Origin of the sequence: Lyngbya aestuarii BL J (genome assembly GCF_000478195.2) — a bacterium.
Lineage (GTDB): Bacteria > Cyanobacteriota > Cyanobacteriia > Cyanobacteriales > Microcoleaceae > Capilliphycus > Capilliphycus aestuarii.
In genome coordinates this window covers 1-24531 of record NZ_AUZM01000059.1, presented here as the reverse complement: position 1 = coordinate 24531, position 24531 = coordinate 1, and the positions used below count along the sequence as shown (strand labels likewise).

General features: G+C 41.0%; 16 protein-coding genes and 1 CRISPR repeat array. Of the genes, 12 read left to right on the top strand and 4 right to left on the bottom strand.

The features are described 5' to 3' along the window. Positions 1-36 precede the first annotated feature (36 nt). The 3 genes from M595_RS31895 to M595_RS20595 are packed head-to-tail and all read left to right on the top strand — an operon-like array spanning position 37 to position 2968. On the top strand, positions 37-423 hold the full coding sequence (locus M595_RS31895) for a hypothetical protein (RefSeq protein ID WP_040484425.1): 387 nt from the start codon (positions 37-39) through the stop codon (positions 421-423). A gap of 21 nt (positions 424-444) precedes the next feature. Further along, positions 445-1197: a phosphonate ABC transporter ATP-binding protein gene (locus M595_RS20600; protein WP_023068386.1), complete on the top strand. Its 753-nt coding sequence runs from the start codon at positions 445-447 to the stop codon at positions 1195-1197. Between the two features lie 49 nt (positions 1198-1246). After that, the gene (locus tag M595_RS20595; protein ID WP_023068373.1) at positions 1247-2968 is read left to right on the top strand and encodes a PhnE/PtxC family ABC transporter permease; all 1722 of its coding nucleotides are present in this window, start codon (positions 1247-1249) and stop codon (positions 2966-2968) included. 161 nt (positions 2969-3129) lie between these two features. Here M595_RS20595 and adhE read toward each other — a convergent pair whose 3' ends face one another. After that, entirely contained in the window at positions 3130-5790 is a 2661-nt protein-coding gene (adhE, locus tag M595_RS20590; RefSeq protein WP_023068380.1) for a bifunctional acetaldehyde-CoA/alcohol dehydrogenase, read from the bottom strand. 916 nt (positions 5791-6706) lie between these two features. Here adhE and M595_RS20580 point away from each other — a divergent pair. After that, complete coding sequence (locus M595_RS20580) at positions 6707-7693, top strand: calcium-binding protein (protein ID WP_023068359.1); 987 nt, start codon at positions 6707-6709, stop codon at positions 7691-7693. Between the two features lie 204 nt (positions 7694-7897). On the opposite strand, the gene M595_RS20575 is transcribed toward M595_RS20580, so the two are convergent. Beyond that, positions 7898-8230 (bottom strand): hypothetical protein, encoded by a 333-nt coding sequence (locus M595_RS20575; RefSeq protein ID WP_152983603.1) that lies wholly within the window; start codon positions 8228-8230, stop codon positions 7898-7900. Beyond that, positions 8178-8939, bottom strand: coding sequence for a calcium-binding protein (locus M595_RS20570; protein WP_023068388.1), 762 nt, complete (start codon positions 8937-8939; stop codon positions 8178-8180). Before M595_RS20570 ends, M595_RS20575 begins: the two co-directional genes overlap by 53 nt. Positions 8940-9700: 761 nt before the next feature. On the opposite strand from M595_RS20570, the gene M595_RS20565 reads away from it, so the two are divergent. Genes M595_RS20565 through M595_RS20555 form a run of 3 tightly spaced genes read left to right on the top strand, consistent with a single transcriptional unit; the run spans position 9701 to position 16648 of the window. Further along, positions 9701-10906, top strand: a complete 1206-nt coding sequence (locus M595_RS20565; protein ID WP_023068376.1) for a sensor histidine kinase — start codon at positions 9701-9703, stop codon at positions 10904-10906. Positions 10907-10916: 10 nt separating this feature from the next. Continuing rightward, positions 10917-14678, top strand: a complete 3762-nt coding sequence (locus M595_RS20560; protein ID WP_023068379.1) for a response regulator — start codon at positions 10917-10919, stop codon at positions 14676-14678. After that, positions 14675-16648, top strand: a complete 1974-nt coding sequence (locus tag M595_RS20555) for an adenylate/guanylate cyclase domain-containing protein (RefSeq protein ID WP_023068369.1) — start codon at positions 14675-14677, stop codon at positions 16646-16648. Before M595_RS20560 ends, M595_RS20555 begins: the two co-directional genes overlap by 4 nt. A 19-nt stretch (positions 16649-16667) precedes the next feature. On the opposite strand, the gene M595_RS20550 is transcribed toward M595_RS20555, so the two are convergent. Further along, positions 16668-16958: a hypothetical protein gene (locus M595_RS20550; protein WP_023068361.1), complete on the bottom strand. Its 291-nt coding sequence runs from the start codon at positions 16956-16958 to the stop codon at positions 16668-16670. A gap of 318 nt (positions 16959-17276) precedes the next feature. Between M595_RS20550 and M595_RS20545 the strand changes: the two genes are divergently transcribed. The 5 genes from M595_RS20545 (at position 17277) to M595_RS20525 (ending at position 24172) form a co-directional block, all read left to right on the top strand. Next, entirely contained in the window at positions 17277-17612 is a 336-nt protein-coding gene (locus tag M595_RS20545; protein ID WP_023068371.1) for a hypothetical protein, read from the top strand. 371 nt (positions 17613-17983) lie between these two features. Then, positions 17984-19336: a CRISPR direct-repeat array (repeat unit 37 nt; unit sequence GTTTCAATCCCTAATAGGGATTATAGGTTATTTCGAG). A 320-nt stretch (positions 19337-19656) separates the two neighbouring features. After that, entirely contained in the window at positions 19657-21327 is a 1671-nt protein-coding gene (locus tag M595_RS20540) for an ABC transporter substrate-binding protein (RefSeq protein ID WP_023068377.1), read from the top strand. Positions 21328-21585: 258 nt separating this feature from the next. Next, on the top strand, positions 21586-22485 hold the full coding sequence (locus tag M595_RS20535; protein ID WP_023068360.1) for an SH3 domain-containing protein: 900 nt from the start codon (positions 21586-21588) through the stop codon (positions 22483-22485). Between the two features lie 192 nt (positions 22486-22677). Next, positions 22678-23541, top strand: coding sequence for an META domain-containing protein (locus M595_RS20530; RefSeq protein ID WP_023068356.1), 864 nt, complete (start codon positions 22678-22680; stop codon positions 23539-23541). 349 nt (positions 23542-23890) lie between these two features. Next, complete coding sequence (locus M595_RS20525) at positions 23891-24172, top strand: DUF4377 domain-containing protein (protein ID WP_238987113.1); 282 nt, start codon at positions 23891-23893, stop codon at positions 24170-24172. Positions 24173-24531 lie beyond the last annotated feature (359 nt).

The window sequence follows — 24531 nt, the reverse complement described above, 5'->3', positions numbered from 1 at the left end:
GATTAAAAATCTACTTTAAATCTTTGGATCAATACCATGCTCAAATTTATATTTCTGTCGTTGTTCTTTTTTATAGGGACTGAATTAGTCACTCCAGTAATTGCACAATCATCAGCTGTATCCTGCCAAATTGATGAATCTGGGACTGATGATTATAGCTTTCAACTCTTTAATTGTAACTATTCACGATCGGCTATTGACACTGAAAGAATAGGGTTTCAATTGTCTACCAATTTGGGAACATTGATTATCTTAAAAGCTCAGTCAGGTACGGAAGTGATTATGCCCAATCCAGACCAAGTTAATGCTCTGGTTCAGACCGCTTGGGTTGTGGAAAGAGCCGAACGATTTAATGGGGTTATGGAACTCACACTTTATAATCAAGAAACTGGAAAAACGGTGAAAGTTGATTTCAGTTTTTAAATTCAGTTTCCTATTTTTCTGATGCAAAATTTGCCGATTTTTGAACTTAAAAATGTCTCTCACCGCTTTGAAAAAATTCAGTCTTTAACCGATATTAACCTCAAAATTAAAGCAGGGGAACAAGTTGCATTAGTTGGATCTTCTGGTGCGGGAAAAAGTACCCTGCTGAGTTTACTAAACGGTACAATTATTCCGAGTCAAGGTGAAGTTTGGATACTCGGTCGTAATTTCCGAACTCTGCGACCCAAATTACGCCGTCAAATTCAACAACAAATCGGCACCATTTACCAACAATTTAATCTCGTTGATAATCTGCGAGTCATTCATAATATTAATGCAGGTCATTTGGGGCGTTGGTCATTTTTCAAAGCCGCTCTTTCGCTGATTTATCCCTTAGAAATTCAAACCGCAACCCAAGCACTTCAACAGGTCGGAATTCCCGAAAAACTCTTTGAACGCACTGATCACCTCTCTGGAGGTCAACAGCAACGGGTGGCGATCGCGAGAGTTTTAGTACAAAATCCCACCGCAATTTTAGCCGATGAACCGATTTCTAGCCTCGATCCCCAACGCTCCTTTGAAATTATAGATTTACTGCATCAACTCAGTCAACACAACAAAAAAACCCTCATTACCAGTCTACACGCCATTGAATTTGCTCGCAGTCATTATCAGCGGATTATTGGTTTAAAATCTGGGAAAATTTTCTTTGATCTTCCGGCGGACACCTTAACGGACTCTTTAATTGATAAATTATATACCGATCCCATTTAAACTCACTCTATTTTATCATAAAAATATCTAAATTTACGTCCCATATCAAATGAATTCAACGGCTAAAATCAGATGTCCCTCTTTCCTAAACTGGAAAACTTTTTGGCTAATTATTACAATTATATCTTTAATTTGGTCATTACAAACTGCGGGAGTTTTTCAACAAAAATTAGTCAATTTAGGCGGGTTAACCTTAGTTCAACAATTCCTCAGTGCTGCTTTATCTCCCGAACTTAGCCCAGAATTTATTAAACTTACTCTAGAAGCCAGTTTAAAAACTTTAAGCTTTGCAGTTTGTGGAACCGTTTTTAGTATTTTAATTGGTTTAATTGGCGGTTTATTTTCCTCAGAAATTTGGTGGCGATCGCTTTCGCCTCAACTTTTCGGAACCCCTTGGTTATTTATACGATCGCTTTTAGCTATTCCTCGTTCCATTCACGAAGCCATTTGGGGCTTATTTTTTGTGAATATCTTTGGACTCGATCCCCTGGTTGCTATTTTGGCGATCGCGATTCCATTTGGTACCATTACCGCCAAAGTTTTTTCAGATATATTAGATGAAACCCCACGCCAAGCTTTAACCGCCCTTTTAAGCAGTGGTGTTTCTCCACTGAACGCCTTTCTTTATAGCCTATTTCCCCAAGCCTTCCTCAACCTTTTATCATACACCTTTTATAGATTTGAATGTTCTATCCGTTCAGCGACTTTGTTAGGAATTATCGGGGCGGGAGGATTAGGCTATCAAATCTTACTCAGCCTTCAATCCTTGCGTTACCATCAAGTTTGGACACTATTAATTGCATTAGTAATCTTAACCGGATTAACCGATCTTTGGAGTTCAACTCTGCGTCATCGTTTGGGTGCGCCCTCTCGTTTAGATATTAACATTTTGCAGTTAAAAACTGAACAAAATCACAGCGAAACCTCAGAAAATATAGAAATTAAAAAATATAATTTTCCTTCCTTTGTTACTCTATCCACTTATTTTACCCTGATTTTAATTCTATTTTCCTTTTGGGAGATTAATGCTGATTTTTCTAAACTGTACTCGCCCCGAACTTGGGAATTATTCATTTCAATTTTAAAACAGGCGTTTCCCCCCGATTTTAGTCAACTCCAACAACTCTTTATCTTATCCCAACAAACCCTCGCCCTATCCATTTTATCGATAATTATAGCAGGTTTAGGTGGGATTTTACTCTCATTTCCGGCGGCAAATAACTTTTTTTTACCCGGTGGAATATTTGATTTTACTAAAAATCAAAATGCTAACTTTTTAAAGTTTAGCGCTCTAATTTTTACTTTCAGTCGGTTTATTTTACTCTTTTTTAGAGCAGTTCCCGAACCCATTTGGGCGTTAATTTTTCTGTTTATATTGTTTCCCGGAATTTTACCCGGTGCCATTGCTTTAGGATTACATAATTTGGGGATTTTAGGACGGTTAATGGCGGAAGTTACCGAAAATTTAGATCCGCGTCCTTTGCGATCGCTTTCTGGGTTGGGCGCCACCCGTCCTCAAGTGTTTTTATATGGTGTTTTACCCTTGACTCTCCCTCGATTTATTGCCTATATTCTCTATCGTTGGGAAGTCTGTATTCGGGCGACTGTAATTGTGGGTTTAGTGGGTGCGGGTGGGTTGGGTCGGTTACTCACCGAACAACTGAGTAGTTTTGATTATAACAGTGTTTTTGCCACCTTAATTGTGTTTATTTCTCTGACAATTCTTGTTGATTTGATCAGTCATTTTATGCGACGAACATTGAGATTTTAACCTCACCCCCAACCCCTCTCCTAGAAGGAAAGGAGTGTCAGGAAATATTATAGAAGGGTGACGAGAGACTTTGAAGCCTAGCTTAGTCTTCGTTTTAGTTCCTCTATCTCCTCGTAGGAGAGGGAGGTTAGGAGGGTGAGGTCAAAATTGAAATCTAACTATTAGTTTGTCGCCACAACTTCAGGTTCTTGTTGAATACCTGTTTTACCATTTTGTTGAACTTCAACTAACGGATGACCATAATAAGCATCAAGATACAATTGCTTCAGGTCTTTAATCAGAGGATAACGGGGATTTGCACCCGTACATTGATCGTCAAAAGCACGATCCGATAATTCATCAACTTTTGCTAAAAATTCGGCTTCACTTTCTTTGATCACGTCTTTAATTCCACTTGGAATTCCGACTTGACGCTTCAAATCTTCGATTGCCAAAATCAAGCGCTCAACCTTTTCTTCTTCCGTTTCGCCGCCCAAATTCAAATAGTCAGCAATCCGAGAATAACGCCATTTTGCATTGGGATATTTGTACTGCGAGAACGTCGCTTGTTTAAACGGAGCATCGGTCGCATTGTAGCGAATCACATGACAAATCATCAGCGCATTTGCTAACCCGTGCGGCACATGAAACATCGCCCCCAATTGGTGCGCCATCGAGTGACAAATGCCTAAGAAACCGTTAGCAAATGCCATCCCCGCCATTGTAGACGCATAGTGCATTTTTTCTCGCGCTTTCGGATCTTTTGCCCCATTTTCATAGGAACTAGGCAAATATTTAAAGATTAACCGAATCGCTTCTAATGCCAAACCGTTGGTATATTCAGAAGCCAATACCGAGACATAAGATTCTAGGGCGTGAGTTAAAGCATCCACTCCACCAAATGATGTTAATCCCTTCGGCATATTTAACACCAATTCTGGGTCAATAATCGCCATATTTGGGGTCAAAGCATAGTCCGCCAAAGGATATTTAATATCATTTCGACGGTCAGTTACAACGGCAAAAGGAGTGACTTCCGAACCCGTTCCAGAGGTTGTCGGAATCGCAACCATGATCGCTTTTTCCCCTAAAGGCGGCAGGTCATAAACCCGTTTGCGGATATCCATAAACCGCATCGCCAAGCCGTCAAATTCGATTTCAGGATGTTCGTACATCAACCACATAATTTTCGCGGCATCCATCGGAGAACCCCCACCAATGGCGATAATCACATCCGGTTGAAAAGTATTCATCAACACTAATCCCCGTTCCACGGTATCGAGAGAGGGATCAGGTTCAACATCATAAAAGACATCATATTTGAGTCCGATTTCCTCCAAAACCTCCTCTAATATCGCCGTTACTCCTAACTCATAAAGGGGTTTGTCGGTCACAATAAATGCCCGTTTTTTCCCGGCTAACTCGCGAATAGCTGTAGTTAACGCGCCGTATTTGAAATAAATTTTAGGAGGAACACGGAACCATAACATATTTTCCCGACGTTCGGCGACGGTTTTGATGTTTAACAGGTGATGAGGTTCGACGTTTTCACTGACTGAGTTTCCGCCCCAACTTCCGCAACCGAGGGTTAAAGAGGGGTCTAAACGGAAGTTATAAATATCACCAATTGCCCCTTGAGAAGACGGCGTATTAATCAAAACTCGGGCAGTTTCGACGGCATTTTCAAAGCGTTTAATATGGTCAGTATTTGAAGGCGCGGTGTAGAGGGCGGCTGTATGTCCGCGTCCGCCAAATTGTACTAATTTTTCTGATTTTTCCACCGCATCTTCAAAGTCTTTCGCCCGATACATTGCTAATACAGGCGAGAGTTTTTCATAGGCAAAAGGTTCGTTGGAACTAATTTCTTCAGCTTCACCAATAATAACTCGGGTATTTTCGGGGAGGGTAATATCAGCGAGTCCGGCAATTTTATCAACGGGTTGACCCACAATTTCCGCATTTAAGCGTCCATTAACGATGATTTTCTTGCCCAAACGTTCCCGTTCTTCGGGGGTTAGGAAATAAGCACCTCGGGCTTCAAATTCGGCTCGGACTTCATCATAAACATCATCAACAACAACAACAGATTGTTCGCTGGCGCAAATCATGCCGTTGTCGAAAGTTTTACTTAAAATAATTGAAGAAACTGCCATTTTAATATGGGCAGAAGAATCAATTAAAGCCGGAGTATTTCCAGCGCCAACCCCCAACGAAGGATTACCCGAAGAATAAGCCGCTTTCACCATCCCCGGCCCGCCTGTGGCTAAAATCAGCTTAATATCAGAATGCTGCATCAACGCTTGGGAGAGGGGAACAGTGGGTTCGTCAATCCAACCAATAATATCATCGGGCGCCCCCGCTTCTACCGCCGCTTTTAACACAATTCGGGCGGCTTCATTCGTACAATTGCGGGCGCGAGGGTGAGGGGAAAAGATGATTCCGTTACGAGTTTTTAGGGCAATTAAGGCTTTAAAAATTGCTGTCGAAGTTGGGTTAGTTGTGGGGACAATTCCGGCGAGAATTCCGACGGGTTCGGCGATGCGTTGGAAGCCAAAAGATTTGTCTTCTTCAATAATTCCGCAGGTTTTTTCGGCTTTGTATTTGTTGTAGATAATTTCTGAGGCAAAATGGTTTTTAATCACTTTGTCTTCGACGATACCCATTCCCGTTTCTTCGACTGCCATTTTTGCGAGGGGAATTCGGGCTGCGTTGGCGGCTAAAGCCGCTTTTTTAAATATGTAGTCTACTTGTTCTTGGGTGTAGGAAGCATACTTTTGTTGGGCTGCTTTGACTCGGGAAATTAGGGTTTCGAGTTCTTCGATGTTGGTTACTTGATTCACCATATCTTTACCTCAGATAAAAGTTCTGTTGAAGAGTTGATAATGAACGCCAGATTCTAAATCTGGAAATGTTGACAAGCTAATGGTTTTCGATAGTTTACTGAGCGACTTGGGTGAAAAAAAACAACTGAGCGGTTTCACGATCTAGTTTAACGCATTGTCTCCGGGGTAGAGTCTTCTTTTGTTTTCTCTACTTGCCTCTATCCTTGATCTTATTTCATCTTCAAAAATTTGTCAGAGATTTGCAAAATTCTTAACATTCGTTTTAAGATTTCATTTGGGCTGGCGGAAGATATTTTTTTTCGATACAATCTAAAATTTAGCTGCACTCAAATTCTTTGATCACCTCAGCCAAAACAGTGTTAAAATGAGAAGGGATAGTTTTCAAGTCCAAAATATTTCCTTTCGTTGAGTTGCTTTCATCTGTATTGTTAAATTTTTAAAAATAGAAAGAATAAAACCACTAAGACACAAAGAACACCCAGAATAAATCTTCGGGTCTTTGGGGTTAGTTAGACAATAAAAAAGAGTGAGATTCAACAAAAGGTCTATACATTTCACAAGTTTTTCAGGTTTAACGAGCTTCAATCTCATGTGAAATATTCAGAGTATTTACCTCTATCTTTCGGTAGATATTCTAGGTAGATATTCTAAGTTTTGTTGATTTATAAAATAACAAGTTTGGTTCAAAAAAATCAAAAAATATTGATGTTAACATTCGCTTTATTTGATAAGTTAAACTAATCTACACCCGCCGAAAAAATACAATTATTTTTATCATTTTTGGGTGTTTTTTATTAAAAATTGCTGTTACACTGAACCGCAACAGGTCAAAGCGAGAGCGAATCATCAGAAGCTCTAGGATGTTGACTGTTACTTGTCATTAAGCTTTTATCTTGTGGAAAAGGAGTAACGAAATATGCCAACATATAATGGAACAGGAGGAAATGATTACCTCACAGGTTCTCCATCTAACGATACGATGAGAGGGTTCAGTGGAAATGATCAACTGTATGGATTCGGTGGAGGTGATAGATTAGAGGGTGGCGATGGCATAGATTTACTCTATGGAAATGATGGAGCCGATCAACTGTTCGGGGAAGGAGGGAGAGATGACCTTTTTGGTGGTCAAGCGAATGATGATCTTAAAGGAGGTAGTGATAATGACCGACTATATGGAGATTTAGGTAACGATACATTAGATGGAAATAGTGGCTTTGATTTTTTAGACGGAGGTCCTGGAAATGATACTTTTTACTATACTCCTGGTGTCGATCAGATTGGTAACATTGAAGCTGGTGATAGTCTTATAACGACCTATAACTATTATTCAAGTTTTGCTGCTTCTGCTATTTCTGCTGCGACTCAAAATGTAGAAACCTCTATTGAGGATCAAATAAACATAGATTGGAGTCGTTTCGGCGCTCCTCATGTCAGTAGCTTTGAAGAATTTATCACTTGGAAAGAGACTCGAAACCGTGAATTCCTTCAAGAATCTATCGAAACAGGTCTACAAGAAGAAGCACGACTGACAGCACTACTTGAAGACCGTAAAAATGGTTTACCCATGACAGCAGAAGCCAGTATTGATCCGTTGACAGGTGTAGATACTGAAACCTTAGAAAGTCTGTTATCCGAGACTCAGACTCGCACAGAATATTTAATGAGTTCGCTTGAAGAACCTGAAAAATCTATCTGGGAACCTAACTACTTCCTACCTACGGATAACTATATCGGAGACAGTGAAATTATTGCCGTTCCTCCCGGCTCATCGGAGTTAGCAGACTCAATTTTTTCAGCTTCTCACCCTGAAAGATCTTTTACAATTGTTGAAGTCGAAGGTTTAGCATACCCAGAAGATCTCTTTGCCTCTCCAGAATACTCCGCAGAATCTTTTCTAGGGTAAATTTTTGAGAACTACGAGTTCAATCATCAATTAACATAAAATATCAACCACAATCTTTACAGGTTATAAACCATATTGCCCCCAAACCCCCAATTCTGGGGGCTTATACGGGTTAATTGTTTACCATATTGCCCCCAAACCCCCAATTCTGGGGGGATAATCTCGATTACTTTTTTACCAATCAAACATCCCTATAGTCTTTAGTTAGAGAGTTAAAAAATCCTCCTGGGTAATCTGAGAAATATCGAGAACGACCTCAATCGTAGTAGCATCTAATGAAATACTGCTCAAAATTGCTAATACTTCCCCGGTATTTGCATTTTCTATCAAGATATCTGTTGGCAGAGCGGTAACATCAAAATCAATCGGCTCAAATTCAGGAGGGCCTGAAACTGTGGTAAGAAATTCAGCAGAACCCCTTGCGGTAATCCACTGGTCAGCCAACTGCTCCGCCCGTTCACCGACTGGACTAATCAACACATCCTCAAAGGTCAAACCCTCCCGCAAACCGATCAAATCTGAGCCATCTTCGCGCATCGCTAATTCGGTCAAAACCTTCGTTATTCGGACTCAAAACCATCAGGTCAGTGCCACTCCTTCCCGTCAGGTTATCAAAGCCATCTCCGCCATCGAGAGTATCATTTCCCTGTTCCCCATCCAAGGCATCATTGCCGGAGTCCCCAGAGAGAAAATCATTCCCTTGACCTCCGGCCATATCATCGCCACCCCCACCTCCGGAGAGAAAATCATCTCCATCTTGGTCAATTTCACCAAAATCTAAATCGACCAGATATCCCCCACGCAATCCATCATCTCCTTCTCCACCTAAGAGTATATCGTTTCCCGCATCTCCGGCTAAAGCATCATTTGCTTGGTTGCCATAAAGTACATCATCGCCTTGTTCACCTTCTAATTGATCGGAATCTTTTCCCCCAAAAAGGACATCATTACCAAACCCACCCCGAAGTTGATCTTGTCCTTCATTTCCGTAGAGAAAAGCCGATTGAATGCCAGCAATAATTAAGTCATTTCCGCCCAAACCATAAATTGATTTTGGGAAATCATCCGCACTGATTAAAAAGTCTGGAGTTGCAGTCGCTACAGCATCTTCAACCCCACGAACTTCTAAAATACTTCCGTAAGTTTCACCATTATCAAGATTTGGAAGCTGATTAATATCGAGAACTTCTCCATTCGGTAAAACGATCTCTCCTGTGACTGGAACTGGGATTTCTCTAATGGACATTATCAATTACTCCGATTGAATCGTGACATTTTTGTGAAAATATTTAATCTATTTTCTAGTCATATTTTAGCGAAAATAACATCAAAAGATCAAGAGCTAATTTAGGTTATTTAGAAGAAAGAATAAAAACACACTCGACACAGAAAACACTAAGAATAAACCTTCGTACCTTTGTGCATTTGGGGTAAAAAAAGATACTCAAACTTGACAAAAAACTGCTTAAAAATTTCCATCATCTGTTAAACCTGTTCGATGGAATAATTACGATAACTGTTGTCTATTGATCATCCATAAAATATTGTTTAGATCACGACTAAGATTTTAGCCGAATATTTCACCATACAGAAAGTTTGTGAACGTTTAGGATTGACTCTCAACCGAGTTCTAAATGAAGCGACATTCCGGGTGGAAATTGAACGATAAAAGCTTATTTGTTAAATATCCCTTGAATAAGATTATAGGAGGATACAACAACGAGCCTCTTTTTTTGGCTAATCTAAGTTACCATAGGTGCAGGGTCTGCAAGATTAAGGGTTGTCAGTGACGAACACAAAGCAATTTCTGAGAGTTCTCAGGAACCGATTTGCTTAGGCTTGAAAATCCTTCCTCGTTTAACCAGGGGAGTGTTGAGAGAGTCGTCCTGTGGTTGTTCCTGAACGCCTACAATCAATAGAAATGGGATCGAGTCGGTGAGGGTGTATTCGGCAAAAAAAATTAGGTTTATCAATTAAACCCTTGAAAGAGTTATTGTGTAGAACGGAATGAATTCTCTAAAAGCATCAATTTTAATTGTTGATGATATCGAAGACAACTTATTACTCTTAACTGCCATTTTAACTGAAAAGGGATATCAAGTCCAGTCCGCAGTGAATGGGTTATCTGCTTTGAGTTTGGCGGCGCAAGAACGTCCCGATCTGATTTTACTTGATATTATGATGCCGGATATCAACGGCTATGAAGTTTGTCGTCGCCTCAAAGCCGATCCCCATACTGAAGATATTCCAATTATTTTTATTAGTGCTTTAGGGGAAGTATTTGATCAGGTGAAAGCCTTTTCAATTGGGGCTGTTGACTACCTGACAAAACCCATTAGAATTCCCGAACTGTTATCGCGAGTCAAAACCCATTTAAGCTTACATCAGTTGCAAAAACAGTTAAAAGAAAAAAATGCAGAACTCACTCAAATGTTAGAGCATTTAAAAACGACTCAAGCTCAACTCATAGAAGCTGAAAAAATGGCAGCGTTGGGAAGATTGGTGGCGGGTTTATCCCACGAAATTAGTACCCCGCTAGGAATAGGAGTGACTCTAGCTTCAACCCTCAATAATGAAGCCCAAAACTTTGAATTTCAAGTCAATCAAGATCAACTCAAAAAATCGATAGTTGTGAATCATATTGTTCGAGTGAAACGAAGTAGTCAAATCCTGCTCGAAAATTTACAACGAGCGGCAGATCTAGTTCAAAGTTTAAAGCAAGTTTCTGTGGATCAAAGTCATTTGAAAAAGCAAGAATTTAACTTAAAAAGCTATATTGAAAAAGTAATTATTAGCCTCAGTCCTCATCTTGAAAAAACTGGACATCAATTAACAGTTCGAGGAGAAGAAAACCTTAAAATCAATAGTTATCCAGGAGCAATTGCCCAAATCGTCACTAATTTAGTCATCAACTCAATCATACATGGCTATCAACCCGGAGAAAAAGGATGTTTAGACTTTGACATCAACTGTCAAGATGATAGACTAATAATTAGCTATGCAGATGATGGGTGTGGTATTCCAGAAGAATATATCGATAAAATCTTTGAGCCATTCTTTACAACAGATCGCTCTAGGGGTGGGAGTGGTTTAGGGTTGCATATTATCTACAATTTAGTGACGCAAAAACTTCAGGGTCAAATTTCCTGTGATCGTCAAGTCAGCCAAGGTACAAAATTTATATTGAATTTACCACTAGAAGTTCAGGAATAACACCGAAAGTATGCCAAAAAATATTAATTCTCAACCAAACCAGTCTTCCCCCGCAGAGGAGGAGATGATTTTTATCGAAGAAGAAGATGAAATTTCATCCCTCCCCGATGATACAGAGACGTGGAAAATAATGATTGTTGATGATGATCATTCTATCCATGAAGTGACGCAACTCGCCTTAGAACAATTTACCTTTGAAGGAAAATCCCTACACTTTATTTCTGCCTATAGTGCAACGGAAGCACAACAACTCATCCTCAAGCATCCAGACACCGCAATTTTGTTCGTCGATGTGATCATGGAAACCGAGGAAGCGGGTTTAGATTTTGTCAAATATGTTCGAGAAACTCTCAACAATACACTCACTCGGATTATCCTTCGTACAGGTCATCCTGGACAAGCTCCTGAAGCTCAAGTTATTCTCAACTATGATATTAACGACTATAAAACCAAACTTGAACTCACCCAAGAAAAATTAATCACGACCGTTACCCTTTCTCTGCGAAATTATCGAACTTTACAACAAACGTTTGAGCAAGATATCAAGTCAAGTTCCGGTGATATCTTAATTGTGGATGATGACACGAATCATCTGACTTTACTGGTGCAAATCCTCCAAAAAAATGGATATAAAATTAGAGAAACTCAAAGCGGAAAACACGCGATACTATCGGCTAATATGAGTCAACCCGACTTAATCATATTAGATGTGATGATGCCCGATTTAGATGGATATACCGTTTGTAAACACTTAAAAGCCAATCCTAAAACCTGTAACATTCCCATCTTATTTATCAGTGCGCTAGATGGAACCGTTGATCAAGTCAAAGCCTTTGGAGTCGGAGGTGTTGATTTTATTAGTAAACCCTTTGAAATCGAAGAAGTCTTAGCGCGAGTCGAAACCCATCTCACCAACCAAAAGTTAAAACAACAACTCAAAGATCAAAATCACCAACTCCAACAAGAAATCACTATTCGCACCACTAGCGAAGCTTATTTACGACTCCTACAACGAGCAGTAGATGCTTCTTCAAACGGTATTGTCATCGCCGATGCTCAACTTACTGATAAACCTTTGACCTATGTGAACTCAGGATTTGAACGAACGACAGGGTATCGTGCTGATGAAGTGATTGGAGAAAATTGTCGCTTTTTGCAGGGAGCAGATATTGATCAACCGACTTTAATCGAAATGCGGAAGGGTATCGCAGAAGGTCGAGAAACAAACATCATTGTCCGTAACTATCGCAAAGATGGTACACTATTTTGGAATAAACTTTCTATTTCTCCCGTACACGATGAAGAAGGGAATTTAACTCATTTTATTGGCATACAAGAAGATATTAGCGATCGCATTTTTGCAGAAGTTGCCCAAAAACAAGCCGAAGAAGAATTACGTCGCAGTGAAACCTTACTCAACGAAACTCAACACATTGCCAAAGTCGGGGGATGGTCATGGGATTTTATTGATCATAAATATTGGGGGTCAGAACAAATGTATCAACTGACGGGGATTCATCCTGATGATCCGATTTCCAGTTTAGAGCAGATCGAACAAAGAATTCATCCCGAAGATCGTTCCCGAGTCAGACAAGCCACCTTTGAAGCCCTCAGACAAGGAATCACCTCAAAAATCGAGTTTAGGACTCTCGATCAAGATAATACAATTCATCATCTGATTTCTCGTACTCAAGTCCAGCAAGATGATGCTGGACAAATTATTCGTTTGTATGGCACCTTACAAGATATTAGCGACTACAAACAACGAGAAGAAGCACTACAATTGTTTTCTGAAGAAATCGCCTGTAAAACGGGTGAAGAATTCTTTCGCACCTGCGTTCAATATCTCGCTCAAGTGCTAAAAGTCAAATATGCGGTGATTGCAGAAGCGATAGACGAAACCAAACAAAAACTGCGAACTTTGGCATTTTGGGACGGGGATAGTCTCAGAGAAAATCTCGAATATGATATCAGCGGCACCCCCTGCAAACCTGTTATTAATCAAGGTTGGTGCTATCACCCCGCCCAGATAATGCAATATTTCCCCGACAATCTATTCTTGGCTCAATTGGGCGTAGAAAGCTATTGGGGAATTCCCTTAGCCAATTCCACCGGAGAATCAATCGGCTTAATTTATATCATGGATGTTGCACCGCTAGAAATCAATCTTGATCACGAGATGATCATGAAAATATTCGCCACTCGCACCGAAGCCGAACTCGAACGTCAACAATTTGAAATCACCCTCCGACAAGCCAAAGAAACCGCAGAAGCTGCTAACCGTTCCAAAAGCACATTTCTTGCGAATATGAGCCATGAGTTGCGAACACCCCTCAACGCGATTTTAGGGTTTTCCCAACTGCTCAGTCGCAGTATAAATCTGTCAGGCGATGAACAAGACAGTCTAGAAGTCATTCATAGTAGTGGTCAACATCTGCTGACTTTGATTAATCAAGTGTTGGATTTATCTAAAATAGAAGCCGGACGCATGAAAATGCAACCGCGGCAATTTGATCTATTTAATCTCCTCGAAAGTTTGGAGAGAATGTTCACCCAAAAAGCCAGCAATAAAAACCTAGAATTAAAGTTTGACTGTCATCCGGATATTCCTCCATTAATCTACACCGATGAGACAAAACTACGCCAAATTTTAATTAATCTTCTCAGTAATGCGATCAAGTTTACCCCCACAGGTGAGATTATTCTGTGGGTTTACCCTCGTTGGTCTAATCTCGAAGCTATACCTCCATCCCATTTACCGGGGGGAACTTATGCCCTATCCTTTGAAGTGAAAGATACCGGAGTAGGTATTGCTCCCCATGAATGCGAACAACTATTTCAAGCTTTTGTGCAAACCTCATCGGGTCAACAAGCCCAAGAAGGAACAGGCTTAGGGTTAAAAATCTCTCAGCAATTTATTCATTTGATGGGGGGAGAAATCACCGTTGATAGCGACTTAGGAGAAGGAACAACCTTTCAATTTATGATTCCCGTTGAGATTAGCGAAGATGAAATTTCCACTCCTTCCTCCGAGCATCTGCGAGTGATTGCACTCGAACCAAACCAACCCCGCTATCGGATTTTAATCGTTGATGACCGCCCGAATAACCGCCAATTGTTAATCGAATTGCTAACCCCTGTCGGTTTTGAAGTGCGAGGAGCAAAAGAGGGTCAAGAAGCCGTGAAACTGTGGTCAAGTTGGCAACCCCACCTGATTTTTATGGATTTACGGATGCCGATCATGGATGGTTATCAAGCAACTCGTCAAATTCGTCAGTTAGAAGCAGCGAGGAAAACCGAGCCGCGATCGCAAACCATTATACCTTCTGACCCGAACATTGAAAAAACAACAATCATTGCGATTACAGCCGGAATTCTAGAGACAGAAAAAGCAATGGCTCTATCTGTCGGGTGTGATGATTTTCTTCGCAAACCCTTTTTAGAACGAGATATTTTTGATCGCATTGCTCAACACTTAGAAGTCCATTACATTTGTCAGGAGTCTACTCTGGCGCCGATTGCTCACGGTGTTTTTTCGGGGACACTCACTGCTCAGGATATGGCCAAATTACCGAGTGAGTGGTTAGCTCAATTTCATCAAGCTATCATTGAAGGACGCAGCCAGCGAATGCAAAGCTTAATTGAGCAAATTCATTCCCAATATCCATCCGTTGCCGATACCTTAATATATTTAGTGGATCGGTATCAATATGAGCAGTTACTGGCTTTAACTGAACCGAAAACTGATCGATCTGTGTCTAGAGGCTCATGAACTCTTTGTCGCCTTCTGCTCCTCAAAAAAGTATTTTAGTTGTTGATGATACCCCGATTAATCTGACGCTGTTGACGCGGATGCTGACAACACAGGGGTATGAAGTCCGAGTTGCGCCGAGTGGGGTTTTAGCATTACGCTCTGTGCAGATGAGTCCCCCTGACTTGATTTTACTCGATATTATGATGCCAGAAATGGACGGCTATCACTTTTGTCGGATTCTCAAAGATCAAGCAGAAACACAGGAAATTCCGATTATTTTTTTGAGTGCATTAGACGATGCTTCTGATAAAGTTAAAGCCTTTGAAATGGGGGGAGTAGACTATATTACTAAACCCTTTCAACTCACTGAAGTTTTAGCTCGGATTGAAAATCATTTACGGTTGCGATCGCTACAATTACAACTCAGCGAACAAAATATCAAACTTCAAAAAGAAATCAATCTCCGACAAATTATCGAACAACAATTTCGTGAAAGTGAAGAACGTTGGCAACTGGCACTTCAAGGAAATCAAGATGGCATTTGGGAGTGGAAAGTTGAAACAGATGATATGTTTCTTTCGTCTTGGTTCAAGGATGTTTTAGGTTACGAAGACCATCATATTCAATTTAGTCAAGCCTGGAAAGATGCCATTCATCCCGATGACTGGAAACAAGTTGAAACAACCTTACAGGAGTATTTACAACAAATCATTCCGCTGTATTCGGTTGAACATCGTTTGCGTTGTAACGATGGTGGTTATAAATGGGTATTGACTCGCGGACAAGCTCAATGGGATACTGATCGACAGCCCATACGGATGATTGGTTCAGTCCGTGATATTAGTGAACCCAAACAAAGAGAACTTGAAATTCGACTGCTTCTGAAAGTCACTCAAGCGATTAATGAAGCGGTGGATGTAGACTCAGCTTTGAATCTGGTTTTAGCAACAGTTTGTCAAACGATTGATTGGGATTATGGCGAGGTTTGGATACCGAGTCATGACGGAAATGTATTAGAGTGTCGTCAAACTTGGCATATTAGTGATCACAATTCGACTCCATTTAGACAGTATAGATTGGATTTAACTTTTGCACTCGATGAAGGCTTACCCGGGCGAGTGTGGGCGACGGGCAAACCGGAAGTTCATTTATATTCAGAAATATTACCCAAGATTGGTCTACAATCAGGGTTTGGGGTGCCGATTTTAGCTGAAGAACAGATGCTAGCAGTGTTAGTCTTTTTTACTCAAACCAAAAGCAAACCTCAAGAACGAACCTTAGAACTGGTTAAAGCCGTAGCGACTCAACTCGGTTCTTTGATTCAACGAAAACAAGCTCAACAAGAATTACAATCTCAAAAAGAACAAACCGAAAAACTACTTTTAAATATTCTGCCCCAACCCATTGCTGAACGGTTACAAAAAAAATCCGGAATTATTGCAGACTATTTTCAGGATGTTAGTGTTTTATTTGCTGATTTAGTGGGCTTTACCGATTTTTCCTCCGAAGCAACTCCCGCTCAAATTCTAGAAATTCTTAATAGTATTTTTAGCCATTTTGATCAACTTTCCCAACACTACGGTTTAGAAAAAATCAAAACAATTGGAGATGCTTACATGGTTGTGGGGGGCTTACCTCTTTATCATCCGGATCATCTAAAAGCGATCGCCAAAATGGCTCTTGATATGCAAACTAATCTGACTCTATTTAATCAGCAAACCGGAAATAATTTTCTCCTAAGAATTGGGATTCATGCCGGGCCAGTGGTTGCAGGTGTGATTGGGTTGAGCAAATTTAGCTATGATTTATGGGGGGATACTGTCAATGTGGCTTCTCGAATGGAATCTAACGGGGTATCGGGTCAAATTCAAGTGACATCCGAGGTCTACGAACGCTTAAAAGAACAATTTGTGTTTGCTTTACGGGGTTCTATTCCCATCAAAGGAAAAGGAGAAATGACCACCTATTTCCTGATCGGTGAACATTAAAAAAGGCATAAGTCAATACTTAATCACCATCGCTGCTATTTCCCCACGGATCACGACAGAACATATAGATCACCTCAAAACTTTTACCCGCTTCTTGGGCTTTTTCTTCCTGACGTTCTAGATAATTTCTCCGTCTCGCCTTCGCGATCGCCCAAGTTGTTCCCTGACTCGAATCATGAACCCAAGATCCCTCTCCCACTTTATACTTAAATTCGCAGACAATATCATAAGCAGAAGAAGCTTGAGCCGTTTTTGGAAATCCAGCTAATCCCAGTATAGAAATCACAATCAGCGATAATACAGCTTTCATGATCTTTTCTCCGATGAAAACCCCTTAACGGGTGATTGTACAGAGGTAAAGTTAACAATTTCCATTTTAATATTGTAGGATCAATCTCTATAGAAAACTGTTCACTCAGGACTGAATAAGTCAAAATACTCTCAAAATCGATTTTCCTGTGCCAGTGTGTCAACTGTCTATCGGGGGAAAAGGCGACTAATCTATTTATTAGGGTTGGAAAAGATTGTCGGTGGAAGTGAGATGTCACGCTTCCGGGAGTGTCACACCTCAGATTCCACTTACCCCCAACCCTTTTGTAGAGTAAGGTTATTGAGTCACAGAAAACCGATGGAAACCAATCAAAATCCGACCCCAACTCTAGTCCAAGATCGCTCTACCGTCGAGAACAACATAGAAGAATGTATTAAAACCGCCTGGTTGCATTTAGTGGCGGACACCGTTGACACCTATACCGGAGATGATTGGTTGTCCTTGTGTCCCGATATCGATGAAGGGGAACTCTACCGAGAATGGTTTGTCTGGTACGATGGGGAAGTCGCTCAAGAATGGGAAGCCTACGACCACCTCACTGACAAACGATATGCTCACCCAGACTTAGCGATGGTTAAAGCTTTTATTGATCAAGTTGAAGATGTCAGACGGGACTCTACTTTAGTCGCTTAGACTGAAATCATAGTCTCTTAAACCCCTGTTTTCTGGAAATTTGCAGATAGTATTGAGTAAAAATTGGTGAAGAATTTGGTGAAGCTTTTTAAGTTAGCCCAAAGACTCTAATTCTTTAACTCTCGCTTGAGACTTGGCTAGGGCTTCTTTAAGCCACTAATTTGACTGTGGCCGATTTGCAAGTTCGTTTGTTTCTGGCTCTTGCTCTAAATATTGAATGAAGATTTTGTCACTGCTCGTTTCATCCATCCATCTTTAAACTGAGTAATCCATCGACTTAGCAACAATATTAATACAAAACTTCAGCTCATGCGCTCTAGTTATATGTGGTTTTAAGCATCGTGATCGCCTGGGCTAGAACTTTGTTTTCTGTTTCAATCCCTAATAGGGATTATAGGTTATTTCGAGTCCTGAATGTTTAAGAGAAAGCAGCGATATTTACGTTTCAATCCCTAATAGGGATTATAGGTTATTTCGAGGCGGGGGAAGATCAAGCCGAAGAAGATGGCGGATGGTTTCAATCCCTAATAGGGATTATAGGTTATTTCGAGAATGTCGCCACGCATATCTGAAGGCAGTTGCTTAGTTTCAATCCCTAATAGGGATTATAGGTTATTTCGAGTTTCTACTAACTCCTCGGCTCCCTTTACACGGGCTTCTAGTTTCAATCCCTAATAGGGATTATAGGTTATTTCGAGAATTTCTTTCAGAGAAGGTGCTTTAAAGTCTGCGGTTGGTGTTTCAATCCCTAATAGGGATTATAGGTTATTTCGAGGCGGCTTACAAACAGCATTTAATATACGAGCATCTAAGCGTTTCAATCCCTAATAGGGATTATAGGTTATTTCGAGTTATTATTTTTCATTATCCGTTCCTAACTACGTCTGTTTCAATCCCTAATAGGGATTATAGGTTATTTCGAGAACTAATATCAATATAGGCGAACTCATTGAAGTAGTTTCAATCCCTAATAGGGATTATAGGTTATTTCGAGATCTGACGAATGAAAGTGCCATCCCACCCCCGCAAGGGGTTTCAATCCCTAATAGGGATTATAGGTTATTTCGAGTAAATATAAATCATCATATCCGTAAATTTCAGAGTTTCAATCCCTAATAGGGATTATAGGTTATTTCGAGCTTGGTGAAGTTAGCAGCCCTGGTAATTGATGCAGCTTGCAATGTTTCAATCCCTAATAGGGATTATAGGTTATTTCGAGCCTTCAGAACAGAGGGAAACAAATCACATCTTTTGTTTCAATCCCTAATAGGGATTATAGGTTATTTCGAGTCGTTTTTCGATTTCTTCAAAGGCATCGATCAGGTTTCAATCCCTAATAGGGATTATAGGTTATTTCGAGAACAAACTGCTTTGATTTCTGAGTACGTTTCTTTAGTTTCAATCCCTAATAGGGATTATAGGTTATTTCGAGTTGGGTTGCACCTACTGCCTTCAGGGTCATCTGTGTTTCAATCCCTAATAGGGATTATAGATTATTTCGAGTGGAATTGATTTCCCTAGATAGACTTGTCGCTTGTTTCAATCCCTAATAGGGATTATAGGTTATTTCGAGTCTGCTTGTCTTTTCTGTCCCTCTATTTGCTCAATGTTTCAATCCCTAATAGGGATTATAGGTTATTTCGAGCAGTTTTACACTAAGTTGTATGCAGCAATGGGCAAGGTCATAGTTTCAATCCCTAATAGGGATTATAGGTTATTTCGAGAGCGGCATCCTGAAACCCTTACCATATTCAGTTTTCGAGGTGCAGTTGCGCCAGGTGCGACTAAAACTATAATACCGGATCATCTCAAATCTGTCAAAAACGCTGAAACCCTTACACAGAGGGATGCGCCCACCCCTCTATTTTCAGATCGACCGCAAACCCAGACCCCATCAGCGATCGCCCGCTTAAAAACCATTATCAAAATTCTACACCTACCCTCGGGCGCAAAAAACGATGTAAAGTCGCCTGTAGATCAAGAGAAGACAGAGACATTTATCCGCTATTATCGAAGGTTCAGAATTGAGAACATCAAAAAGCCAATGTTTGCAAGATCTCTAAATCAAACCCTTCAGTCTGGATGGTTTCCCCGTCGTCGAGGTCAGTCTATCTTACACCTGATCAGTTTATTCTGTTTGTGCTGGTTTTTGGCAGTAAGCTGTACTCCTCGTTCAACTCAAACCAACTCTCCGTCTTCCCAGACAAACCCCGAACGAATTACTATGGGAACAACCCTCAATATTCGTACCCTCGATCCGGCTGACGCCTACGATGCCCTTTCTAATGATATCTTTTACAATGTCGGCGATCGCTTGTACACCTACTCCCTGGGAAACACAACACTCATCCCTCAGTTAGCCACCGCTTTACCCACCGTTAGCGAAGATGGGCTAACTTATACAATTGCTGTGCGTCAGGATGTTGTTTTCCATGATGGCACCCCGTTTAATGCGATCGCGATGGCGTTTTCTCTCAAACGGTTTATTGAAAATGGGGGACAACCTGCGTTTTTACTCGCGGATACGGTGAAGTCTGTCGAAGCAACGGGTGACTATGAACTAACAATTATCTTAAAACAGCCTTTTGCTGCTTTTCCAAACTTACTCGCGGTGGCGGGTACTTTGGCGGTGTCTCCCGAAGCCTATGAGTTGGGTGCGGGGAAGTTTCAACCCCAAACTCTCGTGGGAACTGGGCCATATAAACTGGCAGAAAATGGAGTTGATGTCATTCGTTTGGATGTCTTCGATCAATATTGGGGTGAAAAGCCGCAAAACCAAGGAATTGATATTCAACGCTTTTCTAGTCCTGCCAATTTGTTTAATTCGTTTCGGAGTGATGCGGTTGATATTGCTTATCTTTCTCTTGAACCTGATCAAGTTAAGAGTTTACAAGGGGAAGTTGAAAAAGGCAAATGGCAGATGATTACGGCTGATGGCAATACTATCAATTATATGGTTCTCAATCTCAATTCTGAACCGTTGAATCAGCTAGAAGTTCGCCAAGCCTTGGTAGCTATTGTTGACCGCAACTTGATTAATGAACGGATATTGCGGGGACAGGGAGAACCGCTTTATAGCTTGATCCCTACTACGTTTGAAAGTTATAAACCTGTATTTGAAGACAGTTATGGAGATGCTAATATCGAGAGGGCAAAAGCATTATTAGAACAAGCGGGTTATACTCCTGAAAATCCGGCTGTTGTTGAAGTTTGGTATGCCTCGGGAAATAACAAACGAGCAACTTTGGCCAGTACCCTCAAAGCCTTAGCGACTGAAAAGTTAGACGGCGCGTTACAACTCGAACTCAAAGGTGTAGAAGCCACAACCGCTTTTGAGAATTTGGATAAAGGAGTTTATCCGACTTTTTTGTTAGATTGGTATGCAGACTTTTTGGATGCAGATAACTATTTACAACCTTTTTTAGATTGTGCCGAAGGTTCACCCGAAACCGGATGTACAAAAGGAGCTAGCCAATCTCAGGGATCATTTTATTACAGCGATCGCGTTAATGAATTAATCGATCAACAGCGTCGAGAACAAGATCCCCAAGCCAGACAATTAATATTTGATGAGTTACAAGCTATTCTGATCAAAGATGTTCCCTATATTCCCCTTTGGCAAGATAAAAACTTCATCTTTGCTGATGACAATATTAGTGGAATTCAACCCCAACTCACTCAACAATTGCCCTTTTGGACTCTTAGTAAATCCTAGCAATTTATCAAGAGTTGCGCTATAATAAAAATGGATATTCTATTGTCTTTTCCCTCAAGGAACAATTCGCCAAAGACAGACGTCAAAGCCATAAGGATTACTCGAGAGAACGTCCGGAGGCTTTTCTGAAAATCATCCTGATGGAGGAGATCAATTGATCCATTGGGATCAACCAAGTGAAGGAAGTCACTTCCTCTTTCGGACGATATTCTAGAAGTAAATCAAATCAGATTAACTTAACTTTGGGGGGAATACAAAATGAAAATCAAATCCATTTTATTAGCAGTTTTTTGTACAGTGGTTGTCGGGGGAGTCGGTACCGTTATTCTTGAACCTCCGACGGCGATCGCCCAACGAAATCAAAGGCGGACACAGGTTTCCAGATCAGAAGCGGTATTAATTGATCGTAATCCCAACGCCAGAATTAACTTACGCACAGAACCCAGTTGGCGATCGCGAGTTCGAGGTTCAGGTTTAGTCGGAGATCGGGTCGAAATCCTCACCGAAACCCAATCCCGTGAGGGAGAAATGTGGTACGAGGTGAAATTTAGAGACTCTGGGGAGATGGGTTGGATTCCCGGTGAAAATATTCAGGTCGGCGGAACAGGTTCTAGCCGAGGGGAATCGATGCGGTTGTCCCAACGAGGGGAAGGATCATTTGAGATCTCAGGACGTTCAGGTTGGGAGATTACCCAGGTGACGGCGAATGTCGATGATGGAGATCAAGTCGAATTAGCGTTTCGCTTAGATGATAATCGGTTAATTCGTTTAAGTGGAGATTTGGATCGGCGAGATGCTTATACATTGGTAGTCGATGTCGAGAGTTCAGGAAATGCAGATGCTTCCGGAACCATTGATATTGAATATGGGCTGAATAATTCGATTAATCGTATTTATGGGGATGGTCGTCTCGATGGTCAGCCGTTTTCGATTAGTTTCAACGGGGAATCCCGCAGGGGAGGTTCAAATAATCCCACTCAAGAATTTGTCGGTCAAGATGTCAATGAAGTTGTGCGTCGTTTGCGATCGCAAGGGTGGAGAGTTGTGGAATCCGATCCCGGTGTTGTGAAGTTAGATCGGGGTCGATTAGGAATAGATATTAACTTTGACCCGAGAACTCGTAACGTCAGATCTGTTCGCACGATTGATGTCCTTTAGGGGTTGTTTTCGGAGAAAGATAAGTGACTGAAAAGTGCGATAAAATCAGGGTTCAGAAGATAATTTTCTGGGGATCAGAATTTGAATTCAGGAAATTCTTATCTAAAATTTACAAGATGGGCGGATTTATCGTTCAAGCGTTTGAAGGAAACAACAAGAAGCTCGATTCAGGGAGGATGAAAAGAGTTTAAGATGAACAGTTACACGTTAAAGCTTAGTCAAAGTATAACGGGTTTACTTCTCACAATTGGACTCTTTTCGGGGTTAGCGATTGAGAGTCAAAATGCAGCTTTAGCGACTCCAATAGTCTCCGAAAATCCGACCGATTCGGCTTCACCCACCTCCTTAGAGGGAACCTCTTGGATCTTAGTGAATTGGAGGACTGAAAACAACAGCAATTTGTTAGAAACAACAGAACCGATTACCGCCAATTTTGTTGAGGGTCAAGTGAAAGGAAATGCCAGTTGTAATCGATATATTTCTTCCTACAAAACAGAAGGAAATCAACTCCAAATTACACCCGGTATTACCACTCGCAAAACTTGTATGGGAGAGATTATGGAGCGAGAATCTGCCTATCTTGACGCCTTAGAAGGAGTGCAACAATATGAAATGAATGATCAAGGTCAATTGCTTATTTCTTATACAACAGAACAGGGATCAGGGGTAATGACATTTACACCTCAAGCAATAGGTCAGTTAGAGACTCAAACTTGGGTTTTAGTTTCTTTAGAAGAAGCAACGATTTCGAGAGTTCCCTTGAAAGAAACGGAAATTACTGTTAACTTTACAGAAGATCAGGTCAGAGGTATGGGAAGTTGTAACCAATACATGACCAATTATACAAAGGAGGGGAATAAACTTAGTATTAATCCTCTAGCGACAACACGCAAAGCTTGTCCATCAGAGATTATGAGACAAGAATTTGAATATCTGACAGCATTGGAGAAAGCCCAATGGTATGAAATTAGCCCTCAAGGTCAACTCAAAATCTCTTATCAAGCCCAGGGAGGATCGGGTGTGATGACATTTACCCCTCAACAAATAGAACGTTGATCAATACAACTAGGTTTCTAACAGCCTGAGATGATTCTGGGACTCCAAAAAAGCTGATTGAGGACACTCAAATCAGGGCAATGTTTACAAGCGATCGCCGAACAGGGAAGTCCGGTTGCAACCAATACAGAATAGTTTACCAAACAAAAGGTAAAACACTGAAGGTAGCATCTGTTGCTTCACCCAAAATAGCTGATATGTTTGCAACTATGGAGTAAAAATCACAGGATTTGATCATATTCTAGGGGGGAGAATTTGACCAAACAAACGCCAAAATAAACTGCAAATTTACGACAATATAAAGCGAGGTTCTGGTTCTATGACATTTCAAAGTGAGCAAGTAAAAACCATGAGTTCAACCACAGAAGAACGAGTCGTTTATGTAGACTCAAAAACAGTTCCCTGTACTGGAGTTACTCCTCAAAACTGTTTACAAGTTCGAGAAAATCCTGAAGATGAATGGATCTTATTTTATGATGCCATCACCGGATTTGAGTATGAACCTGGGTATGATTATAAAATTCGGATTGCTGAGAAAATTGTTGATAATCCCCCGGCTGATGCTTCTTTATTTCAATGGAGTTTGCTCGAAGTTCTCAGTAAAACCCCCGTCAATGCACCAGTCAATTAACAGTTGATCTGTTCACCCCCTTTCCGAGAAACTTACCGTGTACACACATCCTCATTCTGAGGAAAGAATCCGCCAAGTCCCCCATATTAATTAAAGCGAAGTCACATCTGGCTTCCCCCTTACAAAGGGCAGGGCTGTTTCATTCTCAGTTAAAAATTGCCGGGGTTGATGGTGAGTCCACCCCCGTGCGCGGGAACAAGCGCGTTGAGGGGAGTGGCTATCCCGTTGGGGGTGAAAGGGTGATGGGGGGGTGGGGAGAGGAGTTTTTTCCTCGGAAAAATAGCTTTTTATTAATAAAAATCGTCCCTACCTCCCTACCTCCCTACCTCCCCACCCCCCCACAAATCAAGTTTTAGGGC